The sequence below is a fragment of the Actinoplanes sp. NPDC049118 genome, from assembly GCF_040648555.1.
In the GTDB taxonomy this organism is placed as follows: Bacteria; Actinomycetota; Actinomycetes; order Mycobacteriales; family Micromonosporaceae; genus Actinoplanes.
In genome coordinates, this window is sequence record NZ_JBEZDY010000010.1 from 91,444 (window position 1) to 104,457 (window position 13,014).

Here is a 13,014-nt window from a genome sequence, read left to right on the forward strand (position 1 = left end):
CTCCGCACCTCGTACCACGGCGATTGAACCGGTTGGCGCCCACACCCGTACTGTCCGTTGAGGGAACACTTCGGCGGGCCGCGGCGCCGGGGCCGGTTCCGGACGCGACGGCCGTCCGTGAGTCGGGTGACGCGCCTCCGCGGGCGGTAGCGCTGCACGCAAATCCGTGGTTAACCTTCCAAGTCAGTCCGCGCGGAGGTGTTACGGGGCGCGTGGTGCGCGTACGCGGCGGCGAGGACGGGGGGCACGTATGCGGCAGCGGGCCGGCTCGGCGCATCCTCGTTCGCGCGCTCTCGAGGGTCGCCCCGGGGTGACCCGATGAGCTTCGAGGACGACGAATACTGGGAATCCGAGTACGACGACAACGGCAAGGTGCCGTACACGAACACCACCGCGACGGCCCGGGACCCGTATGCGGACGCCGTCGCCGCCCGGTGGGGCGCCGACACCCGCCGGCCGGTGCAACGCACGCAGTACATCGAAGACGACGATTTCGACGAGGCGCCGGACCCCGTGTCCGCCCCGGTGTCCGCCCCGGTCAATTCGTTCGATCCGGGCGTCGACGAACTCGCCGAACGCCGCCGTCAGCGCCGGGAGGCCGGCTACCAACGGTCACCGAACCGCGACAAGCGGATCAGTTCGGCTTTCGACGGGGACCGCCCGGGATGGCTGGACGACCCCGCGTTCACCCCCGCCGACCTCGACGCCGCCCCCGTCTCGCCGCCCGGTGCCGAGGGGTGGCAGCGCCGCAGCCTCGACTTCGACGAGCTCGAGTACGACGACCGCGACTTCGACGTCCAGGACTGGGAGGAGCAGCGCCGCCACACCGCCGCGCGCCGCTCCCGCCTCGCGCAGGAGTACGACGATCCCGCCCGGCGCGCCGGTCGCGACGTGCCCGAGGTGGCCAGTGGCCGGGCCCGGGTGTCGCCGCCGCCGGACGATCGCCGGTCCCGGCGCGGGCGCGACTACGACCCGCTCCTCGACGACCTGCGCGAGGAGGATCTGCGCCCCTACGACGCTCCGGCGGCCTTCAGCCCGGAGCAGGACCGTCGTTCGCCCGTACGGCCGGGCCGGGCACCGCGTCCGGACCTGCGGCCCGAGGGAGATCCGCGCGTGGCGCGGCCGGTCAGGCCGGCCGCGGCCCAGTCCGGCGGCGACCCGCGGACGTCGCGCCCGGACGCGCCCGCCGCGTCCCGGCCGGACCCCTGGTCCGAGCAGCCCGCCGCTGCCGCCGGCTCGGAGGTCGGCGACCGGCCGGCCGAGACGGGCACGCCGGGCGAGGGCGAGGGCCCGCGCGTCAAGAGCAGGGCCACTCCGCCGGTCGCCCCGCGGGTGATCAGCAAGGCGACGCCGCCGGAGACGCCGCGCGTGATCAAGAAGGCCGAGCCGCCGGCGCCGCCCCGCGTCGTCAACGCGCCGCCGCAGACGGCCACGCCGCGGGTGGTGACGCCCGCGCCGCCGAACGTGCCGAAGGCGCCCGCCGCGTCGGCGGACGTGCTGCGGCCCTCGTCGCCGGCGCCGGCGTACGACCAGGGCACACCGCCCTACGGCGACCAGCCGGGCGGCTGGGCCGCGAACGGTGCGCCCGCGCAGCCGGCCGCGTACGAACAGGGTCCGGCCGGCGGCGCACCCGGCTACCACCGGGATGCCGCCCCGCCGGTCAGCCCCGCCGGTCCGCGCCGGCCCAGGGTCGGCTTCATCTCGCCCTCCGGCATGCCCGGCGAGCCGCCGGCCGGGGCACCGGCGAACCCTGCCGCCTTCGACCCGGCCCGGAGCCGCCCAGGCGTGCCGCCGCCTCCGGGGCACGCGCCCGGCGGACCGGCCGGCGTTCCCGGCGCGCCGCAGAACCGGCCACCGGTCATGCCGGCCGCCGCGCCGCCGCCGGTTCCCCCGTCGGCGCCGACGCCCATCCGCCGGCCCGCCGCCGCGGCCCCGCCGCAGAACGCGCCCGCCGTGCGGCCGACCCCGGCGGCGCCGCAGGCTCCGCCGCCGTTCGCACCCTGGGGCGCCGGCCATCCGGACGGCGCCGCCGCGCCCGATCAGGACCCGCGCGTTGCGGCCCCTCGCGGCCGCCGGCCGGCCCAGGCCGGTCCGCCGCCGGGCGCACCGCACGGCCGGTCGTCCTTCGACGACGGCTCGACCGCCGAAAGGCCGATCGTCGGCGGGCCGCGCACGGCGATGATCACCTCCACCGGTACGCCGACAGCGGTCCCGCCGTCGCAGCGCCCGCCGTCGCGTACCGCGCCGACCGTCGGAGCGCCGCAGCCGCAGGTCACGGCCTACGACCGGCCGGTGAGCAGCATGCCGGCGCAGGGCTACCCGGCCGCCGCGGCGATCAGCGGCGAGGTGCTCGACCCGCGGCAGGGCGGCGGCACGGTAGCGGCCGACGGCCCGACGGTCGGCCTGGCCCGGCCGTCCTCCCCGGCCGGCCCGCGCGACCTGGCCGCGACGACCGGCGAACTGCCGGTCGTCGGCGCCGACCAGCCGGTCTCCCCGGGCGGACCGTCCCCGGCGGACGGGATGCGCGGCCCGGACGCCGGGATCCACGTACCCCAGCAGCGGACGCCAGACCAGCCCCGCCACGCCACGCAGCAGGCACCGGAGAGCCGCCTGGCGGAGCCCCCGGCGCAGTACCGCCAGGACGAACCGCCGCAGGGGCGGCACTCCGGCCCGCAGGTGCTGGAGGGCGAGGTGCTTCCGGCCCGTTCGGGCGGCGTGCCCACGCAGCACCCGGACGCGGCCCGGCAGGCCGAGGAGGCGCGGCGGGCCACCGAGGCGCAGCAGGCCAGGGCCGCGGCGGCGCAGCTCGCGGACGTCCAGCGCCGCGCCGAGGCCGACCGCAAGATGGAGCAGGCCATCCGCCTGGCGGAGTCGACCCGGCAGGCCGAGCTCGCCCGCCAGGCCGAGATCGCCCGCCGGGCGCAGGAGGCGGCCCGCCAGGCCGAGGCAGCACGCCAGGCGGAGTACGCCCGCCAGGCCGAGGCAGCACGCCAGGCGGAGTACGCCCGCCAGGCCGAGGCGGCACGGCAGGCGGAGGCAGCACGCCAGGCCCAGGCGGCCGAGGCGGCACGCCACGCCGAGGCCGTACGCCAGGCCGAGGAGGCGGCCCGCCGGGCGGAGGTGGCGGCCCGCGAGGCGGAGGCCGCCCGCCAGGCCGAGGCCGCACGCCAGGCCGCCGAGTCGGCACGCCGGGCCGAGGAGGCCCGCCGCGCCGAGGCGGCCGCCCGCCAGGTGGAGGCCGAACGCCAGGCCGCGCGGGAGGCCGACGCCGCACGCCGTGCGCAGGCCGCGCGCCAGGCCGAGGAGGAGGCCCGCCGCGCCGAGGCGGCCCGGCAGGCGGCGATCGCGGCCCGCCAGGCCGAGGCCGACCAGCACGCGGAGGCGGTGCGCCGGGCGGCGGCCGCGCGGCAGGCGGAGGCCGAGCGGCAGTCGCGGGCCGCGCGGGACGCCGAGGCCGCACGCCTGGCCGCCGAGGAGGCCCGCCGGGCCGAGGCGATCCGGCTGACGCAGGCCGCGCGCGAGGCCGAGGCCGCGCGCCTGGCCGACGGCAGCGCCGGCGGTCCCTCCGGGGTGCCGATGGCGGCCCGGCCCGGCCCGAACCCCGCGGCGTTCGCCGTCCCGATCGGCCGCCTGATCACCTCCGGCCCGACGGCGCCCCCCAGATACGCGGACGCGGACCTCGGCCCGACCTGGTTCGGCGCCAAGCCCGCCACCGGGACGTCCACCGGGGCGACGACCGCCGCAGAGCCCGGCACGGAACCGGCCGACGCCGGCCGGACCGCGGATGCACCGGGCTCGGACGGCACCGGAGCGGACGGGGCCGAGCCCGAGGGCGTGGTGCTCGACGTGGACATCACCGGGCTTTTGAACGGCACCGCCGGCGCCACGCAGGCCGCGGCGCCGGAACAGGCGCCCGCGCCGGCCGCCGAGGCCCGGCTCGTACCCGGGCCGGAACCGACCGAGGTCATGCCCGCGACCGCCCCCGACGGCACCGGGCCGCTCGGCCCGGAGGACCTGGCGGCGATCCGCTGGCGCCTCGACGGCGCCACGCTGCGCGAGGTCGTGGACGACCGGGACGCCCTGCGCGTGCTCGGTGAGCGCCTCGACGGCCCGCTCTCGGAGGAGCAGGACAACGTCGTCAAGGCGGGGCTGCTGAGCGTACGGGCGGAGGTCTACCGCCTCCTGGAGGAGCTGGGCATGGCCGCCGCCGCCAGCCGCCTGGCGCTGGCACACGCCGAGTCGTCGGGTGACGTGCAGGCCACCGTCATCGCACAGGCCGAGCTGGCACACGTGCTACGGCTGCGCGGCGACCACAAGGAGGCTGACCGGCTGTTCGAGCGCGCCGCCGGCTCCGAGGCACCGGAACTGCTGCGCAGCGTCGTGCACGAGAACGCCGGGCGCAGCGCCTTCGACCAGGGCCGGCACATGGAGGCGCTCGATCACTTCGCGCGCGCCGTACGGCTGGGGTCGCCCGACGACTCCGAGCTGGCACAGCGCATCGACGTCGCGCTCGAGGCCATCTACATCCACGTCCTGCGGGACGGGTGGGGCCCGTACCCGCGTTCGCGGCGGGAGATCCTCGGTCTGGTCAAGGGCGAGGATCAGGAACAGCGCTAGGCGGCGTCTCGCGGATCACCGGGTCGCGGCGGGTCAGGGTGACGCACAGGCTCGCCAGGCTGACCAGCAGCAGCGCGGCGATCTCGCGGGCGCCCAGGCGCTGGTGCAGCAGGATCAGTCCGGCGACGGCCGCCGCGGCCGGTTCCAGGCTCATCAGGATGCCGAAGACCCGGGTCGGTATCCGCCGCAGGGCGTTGATCTCCAGCCCGTACGAGAGGACCGAGGAGAGCAGCGCCACGAGGGTCGCGCCCACCAGCAGCGACGGGTGGTCGAGCACCGCCGACGCGCCCTGCGCACCGAACGGCAGGACCAGCAGCGCCGCGACCGCCACCGCGACGGCCAGCCCTCCGGTGCCCGGCACCTGGGTGCCGAGGTGCGCGCTGGCCAGGATGTACCCGGCCCAGCAGAGCCCGGCGGCGAACGCCAGAAGCAGCCCGGCGGGCGGCGCCGTGACCCCCGGGCCCAGGCCGAGCAGCGCCACTCCCCCGCCGGCCACGAGCGCCCAGCACAGGTCGATCAGCCGGCGCGTCTGCGCCAGCGCCAGCAGCAGCGGCCCGAGGAACTCGACGGTGACGCCGACGCCGAGCGGCACGGTGCGCAGGGCCAGGTAGAAGAGGAGATTCATGCCCGCCATGACGATGCCGAGCAGCGCGGCGGCTCGCCACGCGGCGGCGTTCCAGCCCCCGACCCTGGGCCGGAACACCACGGCGAGGATCACGGCGGCGATGGCGAGCCGCAGCAGGGTCATGCCCGCCGCGCCCAGATCGTCGAAGAGGGTACGGGCGACGGCGCTGCCGAACTGCACCGACACGATCGCGGCGAGGACGAGCAGCGGGGCGGGCGGCGTACGGCGGCGGACGACCGTGATCATTCGGTACGCAGCGCGACGACCGGGTCGAGCCGCCCGGCCCGTTGCGCGGGCACGACGCCGAAGACGATGCCGACCAGCGCCGACACGCCGAACGCCAGCGCCAGCGACCACCAGGTGACGGCGGCGGGCACCGGTGTCAGCCGGTCGACGAGCAGCGCGGCGGTGATGCCGAGGGCCATGCCGATGACGCCGCCGATCGTGGTGAGCAGGACGGCCTCGAGCAGGAACTGCAGGCCGATGTCGCGGGGGCGGGCACCGACCGCCTTGCGCAGGCCGATCTCCCGGGTGCGTTCGCGGACGGAGACCAGCATGATGTTGGAGACGCCGACGCCGCCGACGAGCAGGCTGATCCCGGCGATGGCGGCGAGCACCCCGGTGAGCACGCCCAGGATGTCGCCGAGCACGCCGAGGATCTGCTCCTGGGTGACGGCGCTGAAGTCGCTGTCGGGGTGGCGTTCGCCGAGGGTGGCGACGATGTCGCGGCCCAGGGCGTCGATGCGTTCGCGGTCCGGTGCACGGATGGCGAGCGCGTCGATGCGGTCGGTGCCGAGCAGGCGCTGGGCCGCGGTGACGGGTATGTGCACCTCGCCGTCGCGGTCGACGCCGAGGCTCTGGCCCAATCGCTCGAACGTCCCGATCACCCGGAACCGGACCCCGCCGATGGTGATCTGGCGACCGATCGGGTCGCGGTCGCCGAAGAGTTTGGTGGCGACGCCCGCACCGAGCACCGCGACGCGGCGTGCGGTGCTGACGTCGGAGCGGGTCAGGTAGGCGCCGCGGTCCAGGTGCCGGACGAACACGGTCGGGGTGGTCTCGAGGACGCCCTGGATGCTGGCGAACGTGGTCCGGCTGCCGGCCCGGACGGTCTCGCCGGAGGCGACGGTGACCGCGACCCGGCTTGGGTCGCCGACCACCCGGCCGACGGCCTCGACGTCGTCGAGCGAGAGGGTCGACACCGACGGCGCGGAGCCGGCCTCGAGGCGGCCGGGCACGACGATGAGCAGGTTGGAGCCGAGGCCCTCGACCTGCTGCTCGATCTGCTGCTTGGTGCCGGTGCCGATGGCCACCAGTGCGACCACCGCGGCGACGCCGATGACGACGCCGAGCATGGTGAGGACGCTGCGCAGCCGGTTGGCGCGCAGCGCGTCGAGCGCGACCCGCCAGGCCTCGGCCAGCCTCACGCGGCGCCGTCCCCGCCCGCCGGGCCGCCCTCGGCCGCGGCGCCCGGCGGGTGATCGGTCGGCGCGGGATCGACGATCAGGCCGTCCCGCATCACGATCTGCCGGCCGGCCCGGGCCGCGACCTCACGATCGTGGGTGACCAGCACGATCGCCACCCCCTCGGCGTTCAGGGACTCGAGCAGGGCGAGCACCGCCTGGCCGGTGGTGGTGTCGAGGTTGCCCGTCGGCTCGTCGGCGAGCAGCACGGACGGGGCGGTGACCAGGGCGCGGGCGATGGCGACCCGCTGCTGCTCGCCGCCGGACATCTGGTTGGGCCGGTGGTCCATGCGGTGTGCCAGGCCGACCCGCTCGAGCATCTCGGCGGCGCGGGCCCGGCGCTCACGGCGGCCGATGCCGCGATAGACCAGCGGCAGGGCGACGTTGTCGCGGGCGGTCGTGCGGGCGAGCAGGTGGAACGACTGGAAGACGAAGCCGATGGTCTCGTTGCGCAGCCGGGCCATCTCCGGCGGCGAGAGCGTGGCCACGTCGCGGCCGCCGATCATCAGCGTGCCCCCGGTCGGCCGGTCGAGCCCGCCGAGCAGGTGCATGAGGGTGGACTTGCCGGAGCCGGAGGTGCCGACGATCGACAGGTAGTCGCCGTCGGGGACGGTCAGCGAGACGCCGCGCAGGGCGGCGACGGAGACGCCGTCCAGCTGGTACGTCCGGGTGACGTCGACGGCGACGATCGCGGGCCCGCCGCTCACGGCACGGTCTGCCCGGCGCTGACCTGGTCCGCGCCGCCCACCACGACCTGCTGGCCGGCGGCGATGCCGGAGACGACCTGCACCACGTCCTCGCCCTGCACGCCGAGGGTGACCGGGACACGCTCGGCCTGGCCGCCGCGGACCGCCCACACCGTGTCCCGGCCGCCGGAGGAGACGATCGAGGACACCGGCACGGTGACCGCGTCGGCGGCCTCGCGCACCCGCAGCCGGACGATGGCGCTCATCCCCGGCCGCGGCGTCGGCGCGGTGCGGCCGTCGGCGTAGCGGCCCTTTCCGAGGGTGAGGCGGACGCGATACGACACCCCGCCGCGGGCCGAGGTGGTGGGCAGCAGGTCGACGGCCTGCACGGTCGCGCCGTAGGTGGCACCCGTGGCGGCGTCGAGCTCCGCGGTGGCCCTGCCGCCGGGCGCGACGAGCAGCACGTCGGTCTCGTCGACCTCGGCGGCCAGGCCGAGCCGGCCGGTGTCGACGATGGTCAGGATCGGGGTGCCCGCGCCGACGACCGCGCCGACGGGGATCGCGGAGTCGACGCCGCTCAGCGGCGCCTGGGCCGGGGCCGCGCCGGCGGTGGCCGACGCCGGATCGGAGAGCAGGTCGGTCAGCGACGCCGTGCCGACCGAGGGGGTGCCGCCGAGCTGGACGACGCCCGAGACGGGCGCGCGCAGGGTGAGCGCGTCGACGGCGGCCTCGGCCAGGTCGTAGGCCTGCCGCGCCTGCAGCCGCTGCGCGTCGGTCAGGGCGTTGACCGCGTCCCCCAGGCTCGCGACGCCGCGCTGCACCGAGCGGACGGCGGCGCCGGCGGCCTCGGAGGCGGCCTCGTACTGCAGCCGGGCCGCCTTGACCTGGGTCAGCAGCGCCGCGCGGAGTTCGGCATCGGTCACCCTGCCGGCCGCGTCGCGGGCGGTGGCGAAGGCCTGGTCCGCGCGGGCGTCGGTGCGGCGCTGGACGGCCCGGAAGCCGGCTGTGCCGCCGCCGGCCGGGACGCCGCCGGCGGAGGCCGCGTCCACGGCCCGGGCCGCGTCGTCGAGGCGGCGGGTGGCGGCCGGCGAGTCGATCACCGCGACGACCTGGCCCTTGGCGACCTTGTCCCCGGCGTCGAAGCGCAGCTCGGCGAGGGTGCCGGCCGCGGGCGAGCTGACGGTGGCGGCGGCGCGGGCGGTGACCGAGCCGGACGCCTCGACGATCTCCTGAACGGTGCCGCGGGCGGCCGTGCCCAGGGTGACCCCGGACGGCTCGTCGCCGCAGGATGCGGCGGTCAGCGGCGGCAACAGGGCGAAGGCGACCAGCAGGACAACGGTGCGACGTCTGGGCCCGAACACGAGCGTCACTCTAATCCGGGCCGCCGGCGGACGTTTCCATCGGCACTCATCCCGTCCGCGCCGGCTGATCGATATCGGTCTGGATGGTGGAGATACCGGCCGGATGTCGGTTATCCGCCCGGCGGGCGACGGGTCGGCGACTGCGCAGCTCAAAGGGCGGCGCGACGCTGAATTGCGGCCTCGACGGGCAGGCCGCCGGCAAGGCACAATCGGCCGCCTGTTGAACCGAACGCCCGCGGGGCCCGTAGTCGGAGTCACGTTGCCGGATCCGCGTACCGAAGGACGGGACCATGTCGCTACACGGTTTACCCACCTCCACCGCCATGCTGCGCGCCGACGAGCTGACGGTGGTGCACCACGACGACACGGTCAGCCACTTCACCGACGTCACCTACACGTTGACCCGCGACGGCCTGCGGGTACTGACGGCGACCGGCGACGAACAGGCCTTCACCAGGTTCGACATCCTCACCACCCACGCCCGGCTGGCACACCCGGGGCTCGCCGCCTGACCCCGGCCGGACACGACGAGGGCCCGCCGGCCGCAGCCGACGGGCCCCGCACAACCACCTGCCCGGATCAGGTGCCGGGTCGCCGGCCGATCACCTTCACCGTCATGCCGATCTTGCCGATGCTGTAGTACTTCTTGGCGTCGGACGGCAGCAGGTTGACGCAACCGTGCGAGCCACGCCACGCATCGTGGATGTACGTGGTCGTCTGGTGGAAGCCCCGACCGCCGATGAAGCGCTGCCAGTACGGCAGCCACACCTCGTACGGGTCGGACCATTCCTTCTTGGTGCGCTTGTTGATCTTGAAGCTGCCGGCCGGCGTCCGGTAGCCCTTCATGCCGGTCCGGGTGACCGTCGGCTTGGCGTGCACCTTGCCGTTCTTCATCACCCAGGTCGTCTGGTTGGTCAGGTCCACGCAGAACGTGTAGCCCGACTTCTTCGCCTTGCACTTCGACGTCTTGGTGGCGGCGATGCGCTTGGCCACCCCGTTCGTCGTGGGGCCGGCCAGCCCCGCCGCCGGCTTGATGCCGAACCGGCTCTGGAACTTCTTGATCGCCTTGCAGTCGGCGGCGGACTGCTTGCCGTCGACCGTGACGGTGCCGTAGCCACCGATCTTCTTGAGGTAACCCTCGACCTGTTTCTGATATTTGCCCGTCGAGCACGAAGCCGCGGCGGCCTTCGTGACGACGACGGCGGTAATCGGCGCCGCACCGACCGGCCGGACCGCGGCACCTGCCGCGACCGGGGTCAGGGCGACAGCCCCGAGCCCACCGCCGACCGCCGCGGCCACGACGGCGGCGGCGAGGCGCGCGGAAACCCGCTGCCCTCCCAAAATGGTCCTCCCCAGGAGTTTGTGTGCGCACATCGAAGCACACGTGTGCACCTGGGAAGGTCATCCGGTTGACTGTGGCGCGAATCCGGGACGTCAGAGGCGGTGGGTCTCCGGGTCACCCGGCGGGGCTCACTGGGGGGTGGCGAAGTCCTGCACCCAGTAGGAGGTGCGGTCCCCGGCGAAGGCCAGGCCGAGGCCGACCTGGTGCAGCCCGCAATCCAGGATGTTCTCGCGGTGCGCCGGGCTGTCCATCCACCCCTCGACCACCTCGTAGACGCTCTCCTGGCCGCGCGCGATGTTCTCGCCGAAGCGCCGCCACCGGTAGCCCGCGTCCTCGACCCGCTCACCGGCCCGGTCGCCGCGGGTGTCCTCGTGGGCGAAGTAGCCGCGCCGGGCCATGTCGGCGGCGTGCCGGTTCGCGGCGAGGATCAGCCTGCGGTCGACGGTCACGTCGTCGCAGCCGGCGCGCCGGCGGTACTGGTTGACCATGTCGAGCGCCCGCTGCTGCACCGCGCTGCGCGGGTCGGTGGAGAGCGCCTGGCCGACCGTGACATCCCGCTGCGCCGCGGCCGGCGCGGCGGGCGCGGCGGGCTTGTCCGCCTGAGTCGGCTTGGTCCGCCTGTCGTCGTCGACGGCGGCCCCCGCCGCGTCGTCGTCGGCGGCGGGCCGGTCCGGCCGGTCGTTCGCGGCGGGCAGGACGCCGGCCGCCGGCTTCGCGGCGCCGCCCGGGCGGGCCGGCCCGGCGTCGTCGGCGGGCTCGCCCTGGCCGATCGGCCCGCCCTGAACGGCAACGGGACCGGGATCGGCCGGTACGGCGGCCACGTCCGGTACGTCCGGTACGCCCGCGATGACGGGCAGCTGCGGTACCCCGGCCAGGTCGGGCCACTGGATCGACGGGACCGCCAGGGCGTCCGGAGTCTCCTCCGCGCCCGCGGTGGTGGCCACCATGATCCCGCCGGCCAGCACCGCCGAGACCGCGGCGGCCGCTACGAGAGCTGGTCTGCGCATCCCGTTGTCTCCCTCTTGCTCGCGGCGCCGCGCCCCGTGCACGTCGCCCTCAAGATGGACCAACGTCACCACCATCCACCGGGTGACTCCTCCCGGTTTTCGCCACATGACCGCCCCGCGGCTGTCACTATGCGCCCTGACCTGCGGTTATGCCCTCCACGATGGATCATGATGAACGCACAAACGCACGAGTAAACCGGACACTTCATCCCTTCGGGGTAACCCACGCGGGTCTACATGAGAGCCGTTGCGGAGGTTCTTGGGAGGGGTCGCGCATGGCTAGCGTTCTGCGGTGCGCAATCGTTACCTGGATCTGCTCCGGGCCGCCGCCATCGTCCGAGTGATCGTCTACCACCTGTTCGGCTGGCCGTGGCTGTCGATCCTGCTGCCGGCCATGGGCATCATGTTCGCCCTCGCGGGATCGCTGACAGCAGCGTCGCTGGACAGACGGTCGGCGGGCGACGTGATCACCTCCCGGCTACGCCGCCTGCTGCCACCGCTCTGGGCGCTCGCGATCATCGCGGTGCCCGCGATGCTGTACCTCGGCTGGACCAACGAGGACGGCGGCGACGAGCCGTGGAGCTGGAAGCTGGGCCTGTGGATCCTGCCGATCGGCGACCCGCCCGGCAGCGAACGCGGCATCGACGTGTGGGAACCCCTCTGGTACGTCCGGGCGTACCTCTGGTTCGTGGTGCTGTCGCCGCTGATGTACCTGGCGTACAAGAAGATCGGTTGGGCCGCGGTGCCGGCGCCGATCATCCTGATCGCCTTCCTCGACAAAAGCGGCTTCTCGCTGCCGTTCGGCCGCGCGGACGCGGCGATGTGGGACTTCGCGACGTACGGGGCCTGCTGGATCGCGGGCTTCGCCCACCACGACGGCCGCCTGGCCCGCCTGCGCCCCGTGGTGGTGCTCGGCATGTCGACGGTCATGGGCTGCGCGGCGTTGTACTGGCTACGCGGGCACGCCGGCGAGGGCGGCTACGACCTGAACGACGTGTCGGAGTCCCAGGCCCTGTGGTCCCTGGCGTTCGTCCTGCTGGCGCTGCGGTGGCAGCCCGACATGTCCTGGCTGGCGAAGAACCGGGTGCTCGACGGCGCTGTGGACTTCCTGAACGCGCGCGCGGTGACGATCTACCTGTGGCACAACATCGCGATCGCGGCGATCTGGCCGGTGCTCACCCTGCTGGCCCTGGACGATCTCGACATCCTGGACGGGCCGGTGGACCTGGTCGCGTCGATGGCGCTGACGATGCTGGCGGTGCTGGCGCTCGGCTGGGTCGAGGACGTGGCAGCGCGGCGGCGGCCCGCGTTGTGGCCGGCCGCCGGCCGCCGCAAAGCGGCCGCCGACCCGCCGCCGGATCCGGCGCCGCGCAGCGGGCGGACCAGATCGAACGGGTTCGGGGTCGAGCCCGCCTCGGTCGCGGCCGCGGCCGGCCCCGGGCGGGACGCCGAGACCGCCGGCACCCCTCGGGCGCACCGCCGCGGGTACGCGCCGGCCCAGGCCGCGGGCGAGCCCGACCTCCCGGCCGGCGGCGGCTTCGAATCGCCGCCGGTGGTCCCGGCCAGGGGCGTCCCCTCCGCTCCCGCGGGTTACCGGGACGAGCAGGACCAGGTCGCGCCGTGGTCCGCCCCGGGCGGGAACGGGTACGGCACCGGCAGGCAGCCGGTCGCGCCGTATCCCGAGGCCGCGGTGTCGTTCGGCCCGCCCGAGGACGGGCCACGCCTGCGACGGCAGGACGCCGGCCACCCGGACATCACGCCCCGCGGCCCGGCCGCACCCGAGCAGTCCCGCGGGCATGACGACGAGCCGGCCGCGGCGACGTCCTGGTTCGGCGGGGACTCGGACGAAGGCCGCTGACTGCTCACGGCCGGGGGCGCGACCGATGGTCGCGCCCCCGGCCGCTGCCGTGTTC

At 75.5% G+C, this 13,014-nt stretch carries 9 protein-coding genes; 3 read left to right on the forward strand and 6 right to left on the reverse strand.

Going from position 1 to position 13,014, the window contains the following annotated elements; genetic code table 11:
• Positions 1 to 318 precede the first annotated feature (318 nt).
• Complete coding sequence (locus tag AB0B58_RS17385) at positions 319 to 4,617, forward strand: hypothetical protein (protein ID WP_360224396.1); 4,299 nt, start codon at positions 319 to 321, stop codon at positions 4,615 to 4,617.
• Here AB0B58_RS17385 and AB0B58_RS17390 read toward each other — a convergent pair.
• The 4 genes from AB0B58_RS17390 to AB0B58_RS17405 are packed head-to-tail and all read right to left on the reverse strand — an operon-like array spanning position 4,589 to position 8,752.
• Positions 4,589 to 5,488, reverse strand: a complete 900-nt coding sequence (locus AB0B58_RS17390) for an EamA family transporter (RefSeq protein ID WP_360224398.1) — start codon at positions 5,486 to 5,488, stop codon at positions 4,589 to 4,591. The genes AB0B58_RS17385 and AB0B58_RS17390 overlap by 29 nt on opposite strands.
• Positions 5,485 to 6,669, reverse strand: coding sequence for an ABC transporter permease (locus AB0B58_RS17395; RefSeq protein WP_360224400.1), 1,185 nt, complete (start codon positions 6,667 to 6,669; stop codon positions 5,485 to 5,487). Before AB0B58_RS17395 ends, AB0B58_RS17390 begins: the two co-directional genes overlap by 4 nt.
• Positions 6,666 to 7,412: an ABC transporter ATP-binding protein gene (locus tag AB0B58_RS17400; RefSeq protein ID WP_360224402.1), complete on the reverse strand. Its 747-nt coding sequence runs from the start codon at positions 7,410 to 7,412 to the stop codon at positions 6,666 to 6,668. The genes AB0B58_RS17395 and AB0B58_RS17400 overlap by 4 nt, the downstream gene beginning before the upstream one ends.
• Positions 7,409 to 8,752 carry an HlyD family efflux transporter periplasmic adaptor subunit gene (locus AB0B58_RS17405; RefSeq protein WP_360224404.1) on the reverse strand — a complete coding sequence of 448 codons (1,344 nt, stop codon included), beginning with the start codon at positions 8,750 to 8,752 and terminating at the stop codon, positions 7,409 to 7,411. The genes AB0B58_RS17400 and AB0B58_RS17405 overlap by 4 nt, the downstream gene beginning before the upstream one ends.
• Before the next feature lie 290 nt (positions 8,753 to 9,042).
• On the opposite strand from AB0B58_RS17405, the gene AB0B58_RS17410 reads away from it, so the two are divergent.
• Positions 9,043 to 9,264 (forward strand): hypothetical protein, encoded by a 222-nt coding sequence (locus tag AB0B58_RS17410; RefSeq protein ID WP_360224406.1) that lies wholly within the window; start codon positions 9,043 to 9,045, stop codon positions 9,262 to 9,264.
• A 67-nt stretch (positions 9,265 to 9,331) separates the two neighbouring features.
• Here AB0B58_RS17410 and AB0B58_RS17415 read toward each other — a convergent pair whose 3' ends face one another.
• Together AB0B58_RS17415 and AB0B58_RS17420 are read right to left on the reverse strand one after the other, a co-directional pair.
• The gene (locus tag AB0B58_RS17415; protein WP_360224408.1) at positions 9,332 to 10,093 is read right to left on the reverse strand and encodes a L,D-transpeptidase family protein; all 762 of its coding nucleotides are present in this window, start codon (positions 10,091 to 10,093) and stop codon (positions 9,332 to 9,334) included.
• A 129-nt stretch (positions 10,094 to 10,222) separates the two neighbouring features.
• On the reverse strand, positions 10,223 to 11,101 hold the full coding sequence (locus AB0B58_RS17420) for a CAP domain-containing protein (protein WP_360224410.1): 879 nt from the start codon (positions 11,099 to 11,101) through the stop codon (positions 10,223 to 10,225).
• A gap of 292 nt (positions 11,102 to 11,393) precedes the next feature.
• Between AB0B58_RS17420 and AB0B58_RS17425 the strand changes: the two genes are divergently transcribed.
• The gene (locus AB0B58_RS17425; RefSeq protein WP_360224412.1) at positions 11,394 to 12,959 is read left to right on the forward strand and encodes an acyltransferase family protein; all 1,566 of its coding nucleotides are present in this window, start codon (positions 11,394 to 11,396) and stop codon (positions 12,957 to 12,959) included.
• The last annotated feature ends 55 nt before the right edge of the window (positions 12,960 to 13,014 follow it).